The organism is Rhodococcus sp. 21391, from assembly GCF_016772255.1.
Lineage (GTDB): Bacteria > Actinomycetota > Actinomycetes > Mycobacteriales > Mycobacteriaceae > Rhodococcus_F > Rhodococcus_F opacus.
This window is the reverse complement of sequence record NZ_CP063782.1, coordinates 39,841-59,629: the sequence shown is the minus strand read 5'-3', so window position 1 is coordinate 59,629 and position 19,789 is coordinate 39,841. Positions and strand designations below refer to the sequence as shown.

Below are 19,789 nucleotides of genomic sequence, written 5' to 3'. Positions count from 1 at the left end.
CACCGTTCCATGCCACCTAACGAAACTCGCAGCGATCAGGCCGGGACTGTAAGAACAACGGTGTAACTCTGAAAGGAGATGCGCCATCATGACTGATGTGATTGATCGTGAGACAGAGACGAACTCGGTTCAGCCGGGTGTCAGCGACGCGCGGCTGAAGGATCTGGTCGAGCAGGCGCGGGCCGAAGGGTTGCAGCTCACCGGCGACGGTGGGTTGTTGGCGAAACTGACCAAGCTGGTGGTGGAGTCCGCGCTCGAGGGCGAGATGGACGACCACCTCGGCTACGGCAAGAGCGACCCGGCCGGCAGGGGCAGCGGCAACTCCCGCAACGGCAGGCGAGCCAAGACCGTGTTGACCGAGGCCGGGCCGGTCGAGCTGGAGGTGCCCCGCGATCGGGAGTCGAGTTTCGAGCCGAAGATCGTGGCCAAGCGGCAGCGGCGGCTCACCGGGGTGGACGACATGGTGATCTCGCTGTCGGCCAAGGGACTGACCACCGGTGAGATCTCCGCGCACCTGGCCGAGGTCTACGGCGCCGAGGTGTCCAAACAGACGATCTCGACGATCACCGAACGAGTGATGGACGGCATGGCCGAGTGGCAGAACCGGCCACTGGACCCGGTGTACCCGGTGCTGTTCATCGACTGCATCCACGTCAAGATCCGCGACGGCAACGTGGCCAACCGGCCGATCTACGTCGTGATGGGCGTGACGGTGGACGGCACCCGAGACATTCTGGGCCTGTGGGCCGGCGAGCACGGCGACGGGGAAGGAGCGAAGTACTGGCTCCGGGTGTTATCGGAGCTGAAAAATCGTGGTGTGCAGGATGTTCTGATCGTCGTGTGCGACGGGCTCAAGCATCTGCCCGACTCGATCGGGCAGGTATGGCCGCAGACCATCGTGCAAACCTGCGTGGTCCACCTATTGACTGAACTACCGCCGGAATTCTTGCAGGTCATGACTGGTGCGGATACGGTTCGTTGCCATGATCGAATCCGATGGCAGTCCGCGGGATCTGGTCGCGCTGGTGGTGGGTCGCCGGGGTTCACTGGTGGACACGGGCGAGGGGTGGCGGCCGTGGCGGCTGCTTGATCCGGACGGAGCGCCGGTCGCAGCAGTGACCGCATTCTTCAGTGACTTGAGCGCAGCGGGCCGATCGGCGGCAACGCAGCGGTCGTATGGGATGGCCTTGCTGCGCTGGTTCCGGTTTCTGTGGGCAGTCGAGGTGCCGTGGAACGAGGCGACCCAGGTCGAAGCCCGGGATTTCAGTATCTGGATTCGATCGTTTGACAAGCCGAGTCGGCGAGAGGGCGCGCCGGAGCCGAAACCGAACCCTGTGACCGGCAAGGTCGGTCCGGGACGCAAGTACGCGTCCTCGACCAGAGCGCATTCGGAAACGGTGCTGCGCAACTTCTACGAGTTCCATCGAGAATCTGGCAGCGGACCGATGATCAACCCGTTCCCGCTGTCGCGAGGGCGACGCCGGGATGGTCGCGCGAATGCGCATCACAATCCGATGGAGCCGTATCGGCGTGAACGCTCGGGGCAGTATCGACCGCGGCTGGTGCCCAGAATCCCGCGCAGTATTCCGGATTCTTGTTTCGATGAGCTGTTCGTGCGGCTGGGATCGCATCGCGACCGGGCGTTGGTGGCGTTCTGGGTCTCCACCGGCACCCGCGCCTCGGAGCTGCTGGGCTGCAAGAGAGCCGACGCCGACACGGGGCGGCAGCTGATCACCGTGGTGCGCAAGGGATCAAGGGTGTTGCAGCAGGTGCCCGCGTCACCTGACGCATTCGTGTGGTTGCGGCTCTACCAGCAGCAGATGCATGGCCTGGTGTCCGCCGGAGGCGATGACCCGTTGTGGTGGACGCTGCGCAAGCCGTTCCGGCCGTTGACCTATCACGCGGCCCATCGTATGTTCACTCGGGTCAACGCGCTGCTGGACGCGAACTGGACGCTGCACGACCTCCGTCACACCGCCGCCTATCGGATGGCGCGTGATCCCGGGATGCCGATCACCGATGTCCAGTGGGTGCTCGGCCACGCGTCGCTGACCACGACGCAGATCTATACCAACCCCGTCCCGGAAGAGGTGATCGCCTCGGTGCTGGCCCACCACGTCCGCCGCGCGAACCCCGACGAACAACCACGTGCCGGCGACGACACGTCAACCCAGCGATACCGACCCGAGTCGCTGGACGTGCTGTTCGGCAGAGGCGTCCGGTGATCGAGCCGTTCATCGCCGCACCGTTGCCGACAAAAGCCCTGCGCGATCCACGCTATAAGCCGTCGAGTCTGCAGACGGTCCCGCAGCTGCTGCACCAGTTCCCACCGCGAACCCTGCCGGTGAGTTGGGACGCGACACGGGACTCACGGGGCGAGGTGCTTGCGCGGGCACTCGTGCAGCCGCTGCTCGACGCCGACCGGCACGAGCAGTCACGACATCACCGCGGTCTGCGGGCGGTCCTGGATTGGCTGACCGAGTTCCCTGGCGTCACCTGGCAGGAACGGTTCCTCGACAGTATTGAGACGCCTGCGGACAACATTGGCTGGAAACACGCTGCAGCGCAATGGTGGTCGAGTACACGACCAGAACCGACGACGGTCAAGAACGGCATCAACCTGATTGCCATCGGCACCGCCTCGTTGATCTGTGCGGACGTGCTGCGGCCCCCGGTGGACTGGTTGATGAGCCCCAGAACGCCGAAGAACCTGGCCATGCGTCTGGAGCAGGCGCGTGATCCGCACGGGTGGGCGGCCTTGCGCGCAGCCTGCGACGCCGACCCGGCCGGGCGCTCCACGAAGACGAGGGCGCTGTGTCGGATCGCGGTCATCATGGCCGCCAAGGGCGGCGCAGTCGCCGACATCACGGTCGGCGACTGCCTCGAGCTGCTGCAGGCCATCCAGCGGATCGGGGGTGGCAAGACCACCACCAGCGGCTATTTCTATCACTTGCTGCGCACCATCGGCGTCCTCGGCGCAGACGCTCCGTCCACGGTGCGGGTGTTCGGCACCACCGGGCAGGTCAGCGTCGAGCAGCTGATCGACCGGTACGGCATATCATGCCGCCCCGTTCGGGATTTGCTGGTCGACTACCTACGCGAACGCCAATCCACTGTCGACTATGTGACTCTGCAACGACTGGCCGGAACTCTGGGCAAATTGTTTTGGGCCGACCTCGAACACCACCACCCGGGCATCGACTCGCCGCGACTGGCCCCCGAGGTCGCCGCGGCCTGGAAGCAGCGCGTCCTCACCCGAGAGTCGGGCCTGTCCACCCTGGCGATGGTGCGGGCGTTCTATCTGGACATCGCGCAGTGGGCGATGGAAGAACCCACACGATGGGGTCCGTGGGCAGCGCCGTGCCCGATCCGCAGCGACGAAATGTCGCGGACGAAAACCCTGCGGCAGCGCAAATCCCGCATGGATCAGCGCACCCGCGAACGACTTCCTGTCCTGCCCAACCTTGTCGCCGCCGTCAACGCCGAGCGACGCCAGGCAGCAGAACTGCTCCACGCAGCCCAAGCTGCTCGCCCCGGCGACACGTTCACCGCGGCCGGGCAGACCCTACGCCGCAGCATCCTGGCCGCCCGCGACGGTGGCACGAAGATCTGGTCCGAGGACCCTACCGGCGGGCCCCGACTCGACTTGACTTTTCAAGAGCACCAAGCATTCTGGGCATGGGCAGTAGTTGAAGTGCTGCACCACACCGGGCTGCGCATTGAAGAACTCTGCGAGCTCAGCCACCACAGCTTCGTCCAATACACCCTGCCCACCACCGGCGAGCTCATCCCGCTACTGCACGTCGCGCCGTCGAAGACCGACTGCGAACGGCTGCTGGTCATCAGCCCCGAGCTCGCCGACGTCCTGTCGGCCATCGTCTGCCGTGTCCGCGGCGACGACGGCGCGGTTCCGCTGGTCGCCGCCTACGACTACCACGAGAAGGTCTGGAACCCGACGATCCCGCTGCTCTTCCAGCGGCACTACGGCGGCGAACGCCGCCCCATCAACCCACCGGCCGTCCGCCGACTGCTCAACGCGGCGCTGGTCAAAACCGGTCTCACCGACACCACCGGGCAACCACTGCGGTTCCTGCCGCACGACTTCCGCCGAATCTTCATCACCGACGCCATCATGAACGGCATGCCACCCCACATCGCCCAACTCGTCGTCGGCCACCGCGACATCAACACCACCATGGGCTACAAGGCGGTCTACCCCGAAGAAGTCATCACCGGCCACCGCGCCTTCCTTGCCCGCCGCCGCGCCCTGCGGCCCGGCGAGGAATACCGCACTCCCACCGACACCGAATGGAACGAGTTCCTTGGGCATTTCGAGCACCGCAAGGTCGCCCTCGGAACCTGCGGGCGCGCATACAACACGCCCTGCATTCATGAGCACTCCTGTCTGCGCTGCTCGCTACTGCGACCGGACCCCCAGCAACGCCGCCGACTCACCGAGGTCCGCGACAACCTGCTCGCCCGTATCGACGAAGCCCACCGCGAAGGCTGGCTCGGCGAAGTCGACGGACTCCGCATCAGCCTCGCCGGAGCCGAACACAAACTCGCACAACTCGGCGAACTCACCACCCGCGCAGCTACCGTGCACCTGGGACTACCCCACTTCTCCCACCTCGTCGGCCGAACGGTCCGATGACGAACAGATCCCAAGCAAAACGTCGTAGTTCAGAGAACACCTCCTCCGCAACACCTACGCCTACGCCTCCCGCAAGGACTGGGCCGAGATCGCCAAGGACCTCAAACCGATCTACACCGCGCCGTCGGAGCAGGCCGCACTGGACCGGTTCGCCGAGTTCAGCGACAAATGGGAGAAACGCTATCCCGCAATCATCCGGCTCTGGACCAATGCCTGGGCCGAGTTCGTGCCGTTCCTGCAGTTCGACCACGCGATCAGGCAGGTCATCTACACGACAAACGCCATCGAGAGCGTCAACGCCAGGATCCGTAGGGCCGTGAGAGCCCGCGGCCACTTCCCGACCGAGGCCGCAGCCCTGAAATGCGTGTACCTGGCCATCGTGAGCCTCGACCCCAAAGGCACCGCCCGCCAACGCTGGTCCAATCGCTGGAAGGCGGCACTGAACGCCTTCGAGATCACCTTTGACGGACGCCTGTCCGCCGGACGAAAGTAGCTAGAAATCAACCAGTTACACCGTTATCTTGACAGACCCGTGAGCGGAGAAGAACTTACCATGTCACGGGCACGTCGTAGTCGGGGTGCTGTTGGGACCAGTAGCAGTGGGCGTGGTGGGATGTCATGAGTGCGGAGACGTGGGTGCGGAGCAGTTCCATGTTCGCGCGGAATCCGGTGTTCGGCGTTTTCCAGTTCCCATATTTTGGCGCCCGGTCGAATGCGGTGCGGAAGGCTCGGGCTTGTTCGAGGGTGTCTACGGCGAAGGTCGATTGGAAGCGCGAGGGCGCGGCCGGGAAGTGTGCTCGCCGTACTTTTGTGGGCGTGCACGCCCTCCTGATCAGCCTCGAATGTAAGCCCTTTGGCTGCACGGACGAAGCTGGACGTCGAAGTCGCAGGCACGGCTGGAGGTGTTCGACTGGCTCTCGTACTTCAATCGGCGTCGCCGTCATTCCGCCCTCGGCGATCTCACACCAGTCGAGTTCGAACAACGGCTGATCGCGTCGTCTACGACTGTCAGTCGCCGCATGAAATCCGGTGTCCACTCCCGAGGGGCAACCTCAGTACGCATTCTCCTCATGCTTGCCGGACCCGGACCATCCGGTAGTGCTGGTCAATCCCGTCGTTGTCGGGGCCGTCTGCCACCCTCACCGTCGTCTCCTGGCTCAGGCTGCCCCCAGTTTCGCTATGCTGCCGCGACAGCACACCGTCGCAGGTCTTTCACTTCCGCTCGGTTGACAGCGCTTAGTGGCGCACCAAATCTTCCTCCCAATCCCCAGTCCGGCTGCGTTTTCAGCCACCTCCGGACGCGCATCGATCGACTGAGACCGAGTGACGAGTCGTATCCGACGCTCGTCCGTCTGCGTCGCCGTCGACGCAGCGGGCACCTGATCCGCAGCTTGCGAGTCAGCGTGCGGCACAACCCCGACCGCGCACTGTTCTAGAGGGCCTTGTGAATGGTTTCATGGCAGACGTGCCAGCTGGGGCGGAGCGGATACTGGGCCCGCAGCCACGCAGCGATCTGCTCCGGACTCAACCGAGCTCGAGATTTCTCCTGCACCTTCGCACGAAGCTTCAAGTCGTCGAAAAGGTGACCCCGGCGGGGTCGGATCGAGCCGCCCCTTGCGCGTGCGTGCGCCAGAGTCGCGTCATAGCCGCCACGATCATGCGGGAGAGTGTTGCGCTGCAACTCAGCTCGGGTGTCGCGAGGCGGATTGGCCGGTTCTTCGAGGGTGCGACATCCCGGCCGGAGATAAGGCAACGACCTGCCGCGCCCAGGGGACGGCGGCGTCGGTCGGGTCGACGGCGGTGAGAAGCCGAGGTGCACATCGGTGGTAGTTGCGTTCCACGGTCAACGCCCGGCTTCTGGTGATTAGGCAAAAATCAAACGTTGCGCTCTACGCAACATTTCCACTCAGCGCAACGAAATTCTTGACAGTGCCGAGTGACGATGTCAGACTTGGCGATCGAGAGCGGCTTCGTGCGACTGCTTACGTATCGGGATCGGTCGCTTGTTGCGATTGGTCTGCGACTTGAGAGCTGACGGCAACTGAGCGATCTTGGCATCATGATGCCGCCTGCCTAATACGCCTTTGGCTGAGATGACATGGATACGTGCCGGTCCTCACTGCGCCCCACTTCGGGCCGAATGGAGAACTCATGATGGATGTAGCTGCGGCCGAACCCGTATGGCGAGAGAGTGAACTGTCCTCGTCTGTTGACTTGCTGGCGTTGCGAGTGGTCGGTAAGGCCTCGATGGGTCCCGATATCGTCGTAGTGACTCTTGAGCATGCCGATGGCCTGGAATTGCCGCCCTGGGAGCCAGGGGCGCACATCTCCATACTGCTCCCGCCGGGAATCGAGCGTCAGTACTCGCTCTGTGGCGAGTCGAGCCACACCCGGTGGCGGATTGCTGTCAAGCGGGTCGAGAACGGCCGCGGAGGATCGCAGTACATCCACGACTCGCTCGGCATCGACGATGTCGTCAAGGCGCGCATGCCGCGGAACAACTTCCGACTTGTGTCGGCAGAAAGGTACCTATTCATTGCGGGGGGAATCGGGATCACCCCGCTTCTGCCGATGATTCGAGACGTGGCGTTCCGTGGACTTCCGTGGGAACTGCACTTCGCCATACGAAATGTTGCAGCAGTACCGTTCGAGAACGAGTTGAGGGCGCTGCCCAATGGCGCCATGACGGTATATGCCGATGACGCGGGGAAGTTACTCCAACTAGCTAAGGTCGTCCATACTCTGCAGGTCGGTTTCAAGGTGTTCTGCTGCGGTCCGGTAACTATGATGGATGAGCTTGAGGCCCTAGCTGCAGGGTGGGAGCCGTCCACACTACATCTGGAGCGCTTCTCCTCCGCGCAAACCGTCAGTGAGGGTGACCACCCATTCACGGTTTACTTGGAGAAAACTGGCCGATCGGTCGAGGTTGGCGCGGATGAGACAATTCTGGATGCCGTACGTCGCGCCGGCGTAACCGTGCAGTCGTCGTGCCGTGAAGGTCTCTGCGGAACTTGCGAGACACCCGTGCTGTCAGGAGCGGTCGATCATCGCGACAGCATCTTGACCCCGGGCGAAAAGGATGAAGGTAACTACATGATGATCTGTGTGTCACGGGCAAGTGACCTCAAGTTGAGGCTGGACTTGTAGCCGTACCCAGAGCTGGTGCATTGACTACGGGATTCGAACTGAAGTCGGTCACAGAGTAAGAAATCGACAACGAGAGCTTCTGTCCCGCTTAAATGTAAAACTCCTGACAGTAGAAAGGATCTCGTCATGACACTGACCGAGAACAGCCCTCAGTGCATCGATTCGGTACAGGCGGACGCAAGCAAAAAGTATTTCACTTTGCTCCCCCGCGAGTACTACATCTCCGAGGACATCTTCATTCAGGAGAAGCAGAATTTCCTTTTGCAGCACTGGCACTTCGCAACTCATGTCTCCGACATTCCCAAGGCGGGTGACTACGTCGTGGTCGAACTTCTGGGGGAGAGCGTCATTGTGATGCGTGGCCGTGACGGCAGGATCTCAGCGGTAAACAACGTGTGCCGGCACCGCGGGCACAGCATCTGCGTCGAGCCGAAGGGCAACAAGCGGCGACTGACTTGTCCCTACCACGCGTGGACGTACGACCTGGAGGGTAAGCTCATCGCGGCTCCTTCGCTCGACGATGGCACGCACATCGACTACTCGGATTGGGGTTTGAAGAAGGTCTACGTCGAGGTCTGGCGGGGATGCGTGTTTATCGCTCTGCGTGAGCCGATGGAGAAGTCGCTCTCCGCGCGTCTGGACGCGGTGGCGCCGCAGATGCTGCCCCTGGAACTCGAGAACGTGCGAAAGGTGGCCGAGTCGACCCACGTTATGAATGCGAACTGGAAGGTTCTCGTTGAGAACTACCACGAGTGCTACCACTGCGCCGGAAACCATCCCGAACTGAACGGCGCGATGGACCTAGACGGAATGTACGAGGAAACCAACAACCCCGATCGATTAACGCAGTTCTACGGTGGCGGTGCTCCGGTGCGGCCGGGAATGGTCTCCCTTACCATGGATGGCCAGCCTGGTTCGCGTCCCCTTCTGGGCGAATACGGCCGCGGCCGACCCACTCCGGAGGCCTTCAACGCCGGCTTCGCAATTTGGCCCATGCTCACCAAGGGTATTTTCAGCCCCGACCACGGCACTATCCAGACCGCTCGCCCGTTGAGGCATGACCGGGTTGAATGGACGACGCGTTGGTACGTTCACAAGGATGCGGCCAAAGGTGACTATGACGTCGATAAGTTAATGGCGGTGTGGGACGCCACCAATCGCCAGGATATGGACCTGGTGCTTGGGACGTATGCGGGCGTCTGCTCAGAAGCCTTCGAGCCCGGCCCCCTGAGTGTCGCGCGTGAACCAGCACTTTTGGCTTTCATCGATCTGTACAAGAAGCTGATGGGGATCGACCTATAGCAGTTGGTGACTGGCCAGATCGGTTCCTGACTGGCCAGTCACCCAAATGTATCGAAGCTCCGGATCGCCACGCGACGCGCGGTGGGTGACGCGTGCGTTGCGGTCGTCGAGTGTGTCGGTGCCTGCTGACCGGACCCGCGTCGTGGCCACTGCAGAGGCGGAGCCCCGATGACCACCTACCAGGCGCCCCGGTTGACCGCGCGGGCGAGCAAGCTCGCCCGCGCGGTACCGCAGGTCCGCGACGAATTGTTCGGTTTGGATGCACCCTCGCTGCCCTGGTGGCCGCCGAAGGTGACCGGTTGGTGAGGCGGATCTTGCCGCCCGCATGGAGGTGATCGACAACCTCTTCGACGTCCAGTGGGCTTTGGCCGATGTGGCCGAACCATTCGCGCGCTGCTGTGCAACTCGTTGCCGACGGGGCGATCTCGTGGACCCGGTTGCGCCACATCATGTCGTCGGAAGGATTAGTGCTATCCGCGTTGGCGCTTACTGCCCGATCTCGATGCGCGTGCCGACAACTGTTCATCGCTGATGAAAAGGACGCTAAGGTTGCTCCGTGCGCAACGATGACGCCCGCTCATCCGCGGGTCTGCAATCGGTGGATCGAGCGGTCACGGCCCTGCAACTGTTGGCCGCAAGCGGGCCGGTGCGTGTTACCGAACTCGCTAGGCAGATGGGTGTGCATAAGTCGACGACTTCGCGTCTACTCTCGACACTAGAGCGCCGTGGCCTGGTGGACCGAGTAGGTGACGGAAGCACCTTCGTATTGGGCAATGGGATCGCACTGCTCGCCGCGAGCGCGGCGCGGCCACGATCCCTCACCGAGGTGTCGAGGTCGGTGCTCTCTGACGTGGCGTCGACATCGGGTGAGTCCGCCAGCGTCAACGTGCTGGTCAACGACGAGCTGAGCATCTTGACCGTAGAGCAGAGCATAGGGCCGTCGGGGCTGACTGGTTTCAACTGGCTTGGTCAACGATCGCCAGCCACGACCACGGCTGCAGGGAAGATACTATTGGCCGGCTACTCGGACGACCAACTCGAAGATATACTCCCCGAACTGGTTACGAATTGCACGCCGGCCACACTCACGCGTGAAGAGTTCATCAACCAGCTGTCCGAGATTCGCACCTCCGGCCTTGCTCTGTGCCGCGACGAACTGGAAGTCGGCCTCAGCGCGGCCGCAGTCCCGATTTTTGACAGCAGCGGTTTAGTTGCTGCGTTGAGCGTCTCAGGACCAACGGCACGCATATTCGGGTCGCGGCACGTCGAAGTAGTGGAGGCGGTCCGCGCGGGCGGACTACGTCTCAGCCTACAGTTGGGTAGCGCGCCTCCGCCTCGCTGACTGAGGTATCGAGCTGACATCGCGCTGAATCAACAGCGTCTCACACGTGACGCGATGCGGTCGCTTGCGGCCGGTTTTTGGCGCTACACAGGTGACTGAACCGACGATCCCTGGGGGCGGTTCAGGTCAAGCCCCGTGAGGTGGTGTGCGAGGTCGTCTCGTGATACCTCGGCAACCGATCAGACGGTCAAGGCTGGTGTCACCTCCTCGGAGGGCTCGGTGACGGTCTCGGCTGCCCTGCCGGTGTGGGAACAGGCCAGGAGTCGAGTCCGAGATAGCGGCGGCCTTATCTTGAATCCGTGGATGATCGCGGTGGTGGATCGGCGTGTGAGATGAGGAAAGCGCCTTGTGAGCTGGGATAATCGGGAGTCTCTAGGTCCTGATTGTCCACCACACCACGAGGCACTTTCGCGTTGAAATCATCGCACACCTTCGCGCAGACTCCGCTGTCTTCGATGAGAGGAATCTCGTGTCGTCGGCGGGTCTGGTCCCGGTGCTGGAACTGGCCGAGCAGGCGGGACGATCAAAGTTGATCGACGTCCATGTCGACATCGACAGTGCCCGGGTGAAGTCGGGCGCGGCCAACCCGGTCGGGAAACTGACCTCGGTCATCGCCGGGATGTGCACCGGAGCGGACGTCATCGACGACATGAACCTGCTCCGGGCCGGTGGGATGCCCGCCCTGTTCGACCAGGTCTACGCCCCCGTCGACGTTGTGGGTCTTCTTGCGCGAGTTCACCTTCGGGCATAGCCTGCAGCGCGGGTCGGTGCTGCACCGACACCTGATCGCCCTCGCCGCCCGCACACCCCTGCTGCCGGGCATCGAAGACCGGGCGTTCCTCGACATCGACTTCCCGTTCTACGGGTAAGCCAAGGAGGGTGCAAGCTATGGGCACGCCAAACCAATTCCGACCTGCGGACCGTCGACGCCGACCTCACTCACCGCAAACACGCCATCGTCGAGACGGTGTTCGCGGACCTGATCGACGGACCGTTCGCGCACATCCCGTCGGGGCGGTTCGGCGCGAACAGTGACTGGGTGAACTGTGCGGCCATCGCGCACAACCTGCTCCGCGCCGCCGGCACCCTCGCCGGCGGCAACCATGCCGTCGCTCGCGGTGCCATGCTGCGTCGGCACCTAGTCAACGTCCCCGCCCGGCTCGCCCGGCCCGCCGGCAAACCCGTCCTGCACCTGCCCGCCCACTGGCCGTGGCAGAAGCGGGGGCTTCACCCCGAGATGTGGACACCAGTTCCTATGCTGCGGTGGCCAGCGTAGCCGATTGCTGCTCGAAGTCGATCGGACAGATCTGGCCGAGAGTGGAGTGCCTCCGTCTCGTGTTGTAGCAGGTGATCCAGCGGAAGACGGCGGCACGGGCCTCACCTGGGCTGTTCCAGCGCTTCCTGCCCTGCAGTGTCTCCCGTTTCAACGTCGCATTCAGCGACTCGGCCGCGGCGTTGTCCGCCGACGTTCCCACCGCACCCCGCGATCTGGTCACCCCCAACCCGCAGCAGAGGTCGGCGAACTCGGCCGATGCATAGGACCGGCTCACCGAACTCCGCAGTGCCGGGGCGTGGCCGCTGCTGTGTCACGTCATCGGCCGAGACGAGCTGCGACTGGACCTCGAGTTCGCCGCCGTCAAGAACCTCACCGGACTCGGCAGTGCGATCGAGGCCCGCGACCCGGACGGGTTCGCCGCGGCCCGGACCGCCGGACTGGCATTGGGTTGGACACCGTCGTGGGTGGAGACCGTTCTCGGCGAGTGCCTGGCGGTGCTGCTCGCCTGGCACGGCGGATCCGTCAGCGGCCTCGCCAACGACATCGTCGACGATTTCGACGCCGCATTGGCTGCAACACAATCTATTCCGTCGTCGTCGCGCCGGGCCTACCGCAATCGGATCGCGGGTCTGCGGCAGGTGCTGTTCGAGGCCCGGATTGTCGACACACCACCGCGGCGCCGGGTCTGGGCCCGCAGCTATAGCCAACGGTTCGCCGATGTTCCGATGGCCGACGCGATCCGCGCGACGTTGTTGCGCTATGTCACCGTCCGAGCCGCCGTGCTTCGCCCGAAGTCCGTCGAATCACTGATCAACGACCTGCTGCCATTTGCGGACTACCTCACCACACACCACCCCGAGGTCACCTCCCTCGACGGTCTCGACCGCAGTCACATCGAGGGCTTCCTCGTCTGGAACCGCACCCGCACCTGGCGCGGGCAACGCGCCGCCGCCGGCGCCGGACGCACTATCTCGATGGCGGTGATCCAATCGACGGTGCTGAGTCTGCGCAACGTACTCGATGACCTCACCGAATGGGGCTGGGAGCAGGCACCGCCACGCCGGCTGGTCTTCGCCGCCGACGTCCCCAAACTCGACCAACCCTTGCCTCGCGCACTGGCACCCGACGTCGATGGTGTGGTGATGAACGCTGTTGCCGGGTTGGAGGATCCGTTCGCCCGCATCGGGTTGACGGTGCTCCGCGGGGCGGGACTGCGGGTCGGGGAACTGCTCGACCTCGAGCTCGGCAGCGTGGTCGACTACGGTCCGGCCGGGACCTGGTTGAAGGTGCCGCTGGGCAAACTCGCCACCGAGCGCATGGTGCCGCTGTCGGCGGCCACGGTCTCGGCGTTGGACGAGTGGACCAGGGGGCGCGGCGTCTGCCGGCCGCTGCCACATCCGCGGACCGGAGCGTTGACCGATTTCCTGTTCGTCGCGCACGGCCGCAGCCTCGGCCAGACCCGGCTGCGCAATGGGCTACTCGCCGCCGTCGAACAGTCAGGGCTGCGCGGCGCCGGCGGCAAGCCGCTGATTGTCACCCCGCATCAGCTGCGGCATACCTGGGCCACCGAACTCGCCAATGCCGGAATGAGCCTGCAGGCGTTGATGGCGCTGCTCGGGCACGTCACTCCACAGATGACCCTCCGCTACGCCACGCTCGCATCGCCGACGCTGCGCGACGCCTACGACCAGGCCATGGGCAAGGTGCGCCGCCGGTTCACCCTCACCCCGGTCGGCAAACCCATCGTCCCCGACACCGTCAGCTGGCTCGGCAGCGAGATGCTCAAAACCCGCCTCGCCCATGGCTACTGCTCTCGGCACGAGGCGGCCGGAGCCTGCCCCTATGCCAACATCTGCGAAACCTGCAACAACTTCGTCACCGGACCCGAGTTCCGCGACACGCTCGAGGCGCAACGCACCGACATCCGGGCCCTCGAAGCCGACGCCTGCGACCGCGGCTGGTCCGACGAAGCTGCCCGCCACCACCGCGTCGCAGACGCCCTGACCGACCACGTCCACCGTCTCGACCGCTGACCCAAATCGACCACCTGGAGTTGACCCACACGCGAGGGCCGGTTAAAGGAGCGCCTCAATAGAGAAATCCGCAGGAGAACCGATGTGGTCGGGATCTTCCCAGATCGCACCGCGTTGATCCGGCTCGTCGGGGCGGTAGGCGATTGCCGAATCCCGCCAGAAAACCTCGGTGAGACGGTCGACGAACTGCTGCATCTGTTGCAGGAGTCCTTCTGTGTGGCTGAATCTGACCCTAGAGAAGTCTTATTCTGCCACTACGGCAGGGGATTTCGCATTTATGACACTCTCAATCGCTCATCCCAATCGGTGCTTCAAGGTTTACTGCGACTGTGGTTGCTTACCCCGGGCTGGTGTACGAGGTCAGTTCTGTGGGGGCACATGCGAGCCAGTTGGCTTCGCCGACGAGGTGTCCGTCGGTGAACTGGGCGACGATGCGCGGGCTGGTGCTCGCGCTGGAGTCGTACACGCTCACGTGATCACAACGTGGGAACGCCTAGGTAGCTAAAAGCGGCGTAGCCAGATTATTGAGTCAAGTTTGAGGAGTTCGGGTCATGTTTGCGTGCTTGATGTTTCAGGCTGCGAGTTGCGCTGTGCCGGTGAGGGTATCGACGGCGGTGCGGTACGCGGTGGCAGCTGCTCGCAGGCCTCCGGGAGTGGTTGTCGGGGTGGCGAGTTCGGCCAGGCCGGTGCGTAGGACCCGGTCGTGGACACAGGTGAGGAACTTCGCGGTGTCGAGTCCGAGGTCGGTGACCTGGTAGCGGTGGGTGCCCTCGATCCGGGTGATGAGGTTGCGGGTTTTGAGCCGGCGCAGGTCGTAGGTCATCTGCCCGGTGGACACCGTGTCCGGGTCGAGTCCGCGCAGCTCGCCGGTGAGGGTGCGCAGGTCCTTGTTGGTGAAGCCGTTCGGGTGCAGCCGGAAGACCAGCAGTGCGGAGAGCAGGGCATGGCTGCGCTGGTCGGCGAACCGCAGGCCGGGGACGCGGGTGCCGGCGGCGGTGGTGACCGGGCCGGTGATGGTTGCGAGGGCGTCGGCGCCGGTGATCGGGTCGTGGCTGAGTCGTTGGACGCGCAGCAGGCGTCGGTTGGCGTGAAAGCCGATCTCCCGCAGTGCGGGCAGATGTGTCAGTCGTTTCCCGAGGTGGAAATCGCGGGTGTCGTTGATGGTGGTCTCCGTGCGCAGGGCGCGTCCCTGTTTGTGGTACTGCTTGATGGTGGTGTGTTTGTAGTCGACGTGCAGGCTGGGGGTGACGCCCTCGGTGATCACCCGGGTGCGGAATCGGCCCGGGGTGGCACGCGGCCCCCGGCGCATCAACCGCCGGTCGAACACCAGCGTGACTTGATCGGGGCGGCCGAGATCGAGGTTGTCGCGGATGACCTGTTCGAAGAACACCCGCCCAGAGACCGGGGCGTCGAGCATCTGGGTCAGGGAGAACTCCGCCTGCAACACCGACAGGTCGTAGCGGTAGCCGGCCTCCCGATCGGCGTCGGTGAACGGGTCCGGCAGAATCGCCAGCCACTTGCGCAGCAGCGCGTCGATCCGTGGACCGGTCAGCCGATCGCAGATCGCTTGCAGCGAGTCGGGGTCATCGACGGCGGCGAAGGCGTTGTCGAGCGCGGTGAACTCGAGCCCGGCCCTCGAAGCCTGACGCTGGGCCCAGTGGTGGCCGTTGATACAGAGTTTGGCGTTGTACGGGAAGTACGAGCAGAACTTGAGGAAGAACGGGCCGAAGTCGGCGTCGACGCAGTAGAAGTAGTAGTGGTTGACGATGCCGGTGGTTTTGACGATCCACGGATAACTCTTGCCGACGGCGTCGCGTCGTTTCTCGGTGCGGAACAACGGTGTCCTTTCCTGGGCCCGGCCGACGAACACCACTCCTTCCGGTGCGGTGAACTGCCGCAGGTGCTCGTGCATGACGTCGTCCTTGCGCTGGCCCCTGACGAAGTCGACCCATGGGATGTGTCGGGTGTCGGCGAAGCGGTGCACCGCCGCCGAGAAGCGGTCGGTGATCCTGGCGAGCGGGGCGGTGGAGGCGACCGGCAACCCGAGTTGTCGGTGCACGTAGGCGACCAGACCTGGGGCGTACTGCAAACCGGGGACGTAGACGTTGAGGTACATCCGGTCGATGCACTCCACCTCGAAGAGCGTGTGCGTGGTCAACACGTCGGCGACGCTGCGCGGTATGGTCATGATGAGCTCCGGACGATCGGGCGGCCGGCAGGCCAACCAACCGCTACGACGGTTCATACACCCGATCGACGTCGTCGACCAGGGTCATCACCCCGACCGGCCGGAGCCCCCGGACCCCAGCGGCCGCCACACGACTCGTCGGGCTGGGGCGCAGCCCCGGTAGTACTGCAACGGCACTTATGGGAGGTGTCCGCGACGTCGGTAGTGGGAGGTGCGGGCCTGGTGTTGTCGGCGCCGTCGCCAGTTCGACCAGGACCAGATGTGCTCGTCCGGGTGGGCGTGTCGCAGGATCAGTTGCACGAGCAGGCGGCGGATCTCGGGTAGCGTGTAGCCGATCATGCCCTGATCTTCGATCCCGATTCCCCCTTTACCGCTTCGGTTTTCGTTCCGGCGAGCCAGGCGAGGGCGAGCATCGACAAGGTGATGTGGGCGTACCAGGCCCGGTAGGTGCGTACCTGGTACTGGTCGAGGCCGGCCTCGTTCTTGGCCTGGTGGAAGCATTCCTCGACCCGCCACCGGGAGCCGGCGATGGTGGCGAGTTCGGTGAGCGTGGTGCGGCGGGGTCCGGCGCAGATGTAGTACGCGATCTCGGTCGGATCGGAGAGGGATCGGCGGCCGAGCAGCCAGTGCCCTCGCCCAGGCGCCCAGGCGATCCGGATCGGGATCCGCACCCAGGAGTATTCGCGCGGCCCGTGTGCGCCGTCGCCGACGGAGATCCGGCGCCACTGCTTCGCCGGGACCGCGGCGATCATCTCGTCGGCGCGGCCCGAGCGGCCGTGTGGGGTGAACACGTCGTCGTTGCACCGGGTAGCCAACACATACGAAACATCGCGTTCCTCGAGCCAGACCCGCAGGTACTTCACCTGCCCGTAGGCCTCGTCGGCGGTGACCCAGGAGAACGGGACCTGTGCGTCGAGGGCGCGTTCGATCATGTGTTGTGCCAGTCTCGGTTTGGTCGCGAACTCCACCTCGTCACCGATCCCGGCGGCACGGCACCGGTCCCGGTCGGAGGTCCAGGATTCGGGCAGGTACAGCTCCCGGTCGATCAACGCGTGCCCGGCCGCACTCGCGTAGGCGAGGAACACCCCGACCTGACAGTTCTCCACCCGCCCCGCGGTGCCGGAGTACTGGCGCTGCACCCCGGCCGAGCGGGTGCCCTTCTTGAGGAATCCGGTGTCATCGACGATCAACACGCCGGCCGGATCGCCGAGGCGTTCGACTACGTAGTCACGCACATCGTCGCGGACCCCGTCGACGTCCCAGTCCGCCCGCCGCAGCAACCGTTGCATCCCATCCGGGCTCACCTCGCCGGCGCGTTCGGCGAGGGTCCACCCGTTCTTGCGTTCCAGACCCGCAACCAACCCCGTCACATATTCACGGACCCGGGACCGCGGTTCCGACCGGGCGAACCGACCGGAGATCCGCTCATGCAACGCTTCCAACTCGGCAGCAACCAAATCGAGGACCACACAATCAGTATCGCGTACCCGTCAAGCAAGTGCCGTTGCAGTACTAGAGCGTGTCTGCTATTTGCGGACACGGTGATGAATAACAATCGCGCCGAGGAGTACGCCACCGAGGAAGGTGGTGGCGTACTTGTCGTAACGCGTGGCGATGCCACGCCATTGCTTGAGTCGCCCGAAACCACGCTCGACGGTGTTGCGTTCGCGGTAGAGGTCCTTGTCGAACGCCGGCGGTCGACCTCCATCCGGCCCCTTGGCCTTGCGACGTCGAATCTGGTCACGGCGTTCGGGAATGGTGTGCGAGATGTGGCGTTCCCGCAGATGCTTTCGAGTGCTCGGGTGCGAGTACGCCTTGTCGGCCAGCAGCCGGAACCTTTCGGTGTCGTGGGCGCGATGTGCTTCGAGCAGCGGCGCCAGGTAGGGGTTGTCGCCCGCCTGTCCCGGCGAGAGCAGCAGCGTCAGCGGGCAGCAGAACGTGTCGGTGAGGGCGTGGATCTTGGTGCTCAGCCCACCCCGGGAGCGGCCGAGTGCGTGGTCGGCGGGTTCGTTGGCCAGATTCTTGTCATTCGACCGAGCCCCCTGTGTGCGCATCGGTCCGGGCACCGGCCGAATGCTGGTGGGCGCGGACAACGGTCGAATCGATCGACAGCAGCCGTTCGAGCTGTTCCTCTCGTTCGGGTGCTGCCGCCCGCACGGCGGCGAACATCCGCACGTAGGTGCCGTCGTCCGACCAGCGACGATGCCGTTCCCAGATGGACTGCCACGGACCGAAGTATTCGGGCAGGTCGCGCCACGGTGACCCGGTTCGGAACCTCCACGCGATCCCTTCCAGCGTCAGCCGATGGTCATTCCACGGCCGCCCCCGACGACCTGCCAGAGCAGGGAGGACGGGCTCGATCACAGCCCACAGGTCATCGGAGATCTCATCGGCGCGCAACACTCACCCAGCATCACCCATCAAATCCCCGAACATTAAGCAGACACGCTCTAATACTACAGTCGCGTTTAGGGCAGGTGTCCTCGGGCTCGGTAGTGGCATTGTCGGGCTCTGTGTTGATGGCGGCGGCGCCACTGGGAGCGTGCGAGGACGTGGTCGGGATCGGGTAGATACGTCCAGATCAGGTGGCAGAGCAGCCGTCGGATCTCGGGGACGCTCAGTGCGATCAACTCGCTGTCGTCGCCGGGTCTCGGGCCCCCTTTTTGACCGAGTGACGGTGAGGAAGGTATGCGCGAGCATCGAGAGGGTGATGTGCCGGTACCAGCCCGCGTACTGCCGAACCTGGTAGTGGTCGAGGCCCGTCTGGCCCTTCGCCGTCTGGGAGGTTTCCTCTATCGCCCAACGTGTTCCGGCGGCGGTGACCAATTCGGTCAAGGTAGTGCGCGCCGGGCAGTGGCACAGGTAGTACGCCAGATCCTCCGGGTCGGTGCGACTGCGACGGGCCAGGAGCCAGTACACCGCCGTCGGCCAGTTCACCCCGCGCACCGGCGTGCGCGCCCAGTCGTAGAGCCGGGCACCTTTCGCGCCGTCACCGGCCGAGCGGGTCCGCCACGCCTGGGCAGGCAACCCGGCGATCGCCTCGTCGGCCCGGAGCTCGGCGCCGTCGACGGTGATGACGCGTTGGTTCACCGAAGTAGCCAGCACGTAGGACAATCCGAGTTCCTCGCAACGGGCACGGAGCCGGTGCACCTGCCCATATACGGCATCTCCGGTGACCCATCGTGCCGGCACGCCGGCGGCGACGGCGCGTTCGAGCATCGCGATCGCCAGCTCGGGTTTGGTCGCGAACTCGCGCTCGGCGGGGATCCCGGCCTGCGCGCACCGGTCCCGGTCGTCGGTCCAGGCTTTGGGCAGGTACAACTCTCGGTCGATCAGCGTTCGACCCGCCGCAGTGGCATAGGTCAAGAACACCCCGATCTGGCAATTCTCGACCCGGCCCGCGGTCCCCGAGTACTGGCGGGCCACCCCGGCCGAGCGGGTGCCCTTCTTCAAGAACCCGGTCTCGTCGAGAATCAACACACCGGACGGATCCGCGAGGTGCCCGACCGCGTAATCGCGGACATCGTCGCGGACCGCGTCGGGATCCCAGTCCGCCGTCGAGAGCAGTCGCTGCATCCCGTCCGGCAACCGATCACCCGCGCGCTCGGACAGGGTCCACGAATTCTTCCGCTCCTCACCCGAGAGCAACCCCTGCACATATTCCACCGCATGCTTGCGGGGCTCGGACCTGGCGAAACGATGCCCGATCAAGGCATCGATCTCCGCCAGCCCCTCCGCCCACACCCGCACCTCAGCCACGCACACATCATTGCCCACACCCGGACCATGCATCCTGCGACTCTCGGAACCTGCGCCGACACACCGACAAGATCAAAATAAACGCGAC

General features: G+C 64.5%; 11 protein-coding genes and 8 pseudogenes. 12 read left to right on the top strand and 7 right to left on the bottom strand.

Going from position 1 to position 19,789, the window contains the following annotated elements:
* Positions 1-88: 88 nt before the first annotated feature.
* From GO592_RS34970 to GO592_RS34925, 10 genes and pseudogenes are all read left to right on the top strand, one after another.
* Positions 89-925: pseudogene (locus GO592_RS34970) on the top strand (IS256 family transposase); the annotation flags it as partial.
* A gap of 58 nt (positions 926-983) precedes the next feature.
* Complete coding sequence (locus GO592_RS34965; RefSeq protein WP_202715054.1) at positions 984-2,225, top strand: tyrosine-type recombinase/integrase; 1,242 nt, start codon at positions 984-986, stop codon at positions 2,223-2,225.
* The gene (locus GO592_RS34960) at positions 2,222-4,654 is read left to right on the top strand and encodes a tyrosine-type recombinase/integrase (RefSeq protein WP_237737170.1); all 2,433 of its coding nucleotides are present in this window, start codon (positions 2,222-2,224) and stop codon (positions 4,652-4,654) included. The genes GO592_RS34965 and GO592_RS34960 overlap by 4 nt, the downstream gene beginning before the upstream one ends.
* A gap of 37 nt (positions 4,655-4,691) precedes the next feature.
* A pseudogene (locus tag GO592_RS34955) lies at positions 4,692-5,147 on the top strand (IS256 family transposase); the annotation flags it as partial.
* Between the two features lie 361 nt (positions 5,148-5,508).
* A pseudogene (locus tag GO592_RS34950) lies at positions 5,509-5,677 on the top strand (IS3 family transposase); the annotation flags it as partial.
* Positions 5,678-6,805: 1,128 nt separating this feature from the next.
* Complete coding sequence (locus GO592_RS34945) at positions 6,806-7,801, top strand: PDR/VanB family oxidoreductase (RefSeq protein ID WP_007295713.1); 996 nt, start codon at positions 6,806-6,808, stop codon at positions 7,799-7,801.
* A gap of 126 nt (positions 7,802-7,927) precedes the next feature.
* Positions 7,928-9,103: an aromatic ring-hydroxylating oxygenase subunit alpha gene (locus tag GO592_RS34940; RefSeq protein WP_007295712.1), complete on the top strand. Its 1,176-nt coding sequence runs from the start codon at positions 7,928-7,930 to the stop codon at positions 9,101-9,103.
* A 168-nt stretch (positions 9,104-9,271) separates the two neighbouring features.
* Positions 9,272-9,409, top strand: a complete 138-nt coding sequence (locus GO592_RS34935) for a hypothetical protein (RefSeq protein WP_157234183.1) — start codon at positions 9,272-9,274, stop codon at positions 9,407-9,409.
* Between the two features lie 250 nt (positions 9,410-9,659).
* A complete protein-coding gene (locus GO592_RS34930; protein WP_007295711.1) occupies positions 9,660-10,445 on the top strand; it encodes an IclR family transcriptional regulator in 786 nt (261 codons plus the stop codon).
* A 418-nt stretch (positions 10,446-10,863) separates the two neighbouring features.
* Positions 10,864-11,721, top strand: a pseudogene (locus GO592_RS34925) (hypothetical protein).
* On the opposite strand, the pseudogene GO592_RS34920 reads toward GO592_RS34925, so the two are convergent.
* Positions 11,699-11,983, bottom strand: a pseudogene (locus GO592_RS34920) (transposase); the annotation flags it as partial. The pseudogenes GO592_RS34925 and GO592_RS34920 overlap by 23 nt on opposite strands.
* A 202-nt stretch (positions 11,984-12,185) precedes the next feature.
* On the opposite strand from GO592_RS34920, the gene GO592_RS34915 reads away from it, so the two are divergent.
* Together GO592_RS34915 and GO592_RS34910 are read left to right on the top strand one after the other, a co-directional pair.
* Positions 12,186-13,754, top strand: a complete 1,569-nt coding sequence (locus GO592_RS34915; protein WP_007295706.1) for a tyrosine-type recombinase/integrase — start codon at positions 12,186-12,188, stop codon at positions 13,752-13,754.
* A gap of 48 nt (positions 13,755-13,802) precedes the next feature.
* Positions 13,803-13,892, top strand: a pseudogene (locus tag GO592_RS34910) (transposase); the annotation flags it as partial.
* A 199-nt stretch (positions 13,893-14,091) separates the two neighbouring features.
* On the opposite strand, the gene GO592_RS46020 reads toward GO592_RS34910, so the two are convergent.
* The 6 genes and pseudogenes from GO592_RS46020 to GO592_RS34880 all read right to left on the bottom strand — a co-directional run.
* On the bottom strand, positions 14,092-14,226 hold the full coding sequence (locus GO592_RS46020; RefSeq protein WP_272943262.1) for a hypothetical protein: 135 nt from the start codon (positions 14,224-14,226) through the stop codon (positions 14,092-14,094).
* 99 nt (positions 14,227-14,325) lie between these two features.
* Positions 14,326-15,942, bottom strand: a complete 1,617-nt coding sequence (locus tag GO592_RS34900) for a hypothetical protein (RefSeq protein WP_202715266.1) — start codon at positions 15,940-15,942, stop codon at positions 14,326-14,328.
* A gap of 177 nt (positions 15,943-16,119) precedes the next feature.
* Entirely contained in the window at positions 16,120-16,281 is a 162-nt protein-coding gene (locus GO592_RS34895; RefSeq protein ID WP_007295704.1) for a hypothetical protein, read from the bottom strand.
* A complete protein-coding gene (locus tag GO592_RS34890) occupies positions 16,278-17,411 on the bottom strand; it encodes an IS701 family transposase (RefSeq protein ID WP_007295703.1) in 1,134 nt (377 codons plus the stop codon). The genes GO592_RS34895 and GO592_RS34890 overlap by 4 nt, the downstream gene beginning before the upstream one ends.
* A gap of 57 nt (positions 17,412-17,468) precedes the next feature.
* Positions 17,469-18,345, bottom strand: a pseudogene (locus tag GO592_RS34885) (IS5 family transposase).
* Between the two features lie 258 nt (positions 18,346-18,603).
* Positions 18,604-19,734: pseudogene (locus GO592_RS34880) on the bottom strand (IS701 family transposase); the annotation flags it as partial.
* Positions 19,735-19,789: the final 55 nt, after the last annotated feature.

Bases quoted from the DNA above. Each gene is read 5' to 3' on its own strand.
- GO592_RS34965 (WP_202715054.1), top strand. From the start codon at position 984: ATGATCGAATCCGATGGCAGTCCGCGGGATCTGGTCGCGCTGGTGGTG.
- GO592_RS34945 (WP_007295713.1), top strand. From the start codon at position 6,806: ATGATGGATGTAGCTGCGGCCGAACCCGTATGGCGAGAGAGTGAACTG.
- GO592_RS34940 (WP_007295712.1), top strand. From the start codon at position 7,928: ATGACACTGACCGAGAACAGCCCTCAGTGCATCGATTCGGTACAGGCG.
- GO592_RS34935 (WP_157234183.1), top strand. From the start codon at position 9,272: ATGACCACCTACCAGGCGCCCCGGTTGACCGCGCGGGCGAGCAAGCTC.
- GO592_RS34900 (WP_202715266.1), bottom strand. From the start codon at position 15,942: ATGACCATACCGCGCAGCGTCGCCGACGTGTTGACCACGCACACGCTC.
- GO592_RS34895 (WP_007295704.1), bottom strand. From the start codon at position 16,281: ATGATCGGCTACACGCTACCCGAGATCCGCCGCCTGCTCGTGCAACTG.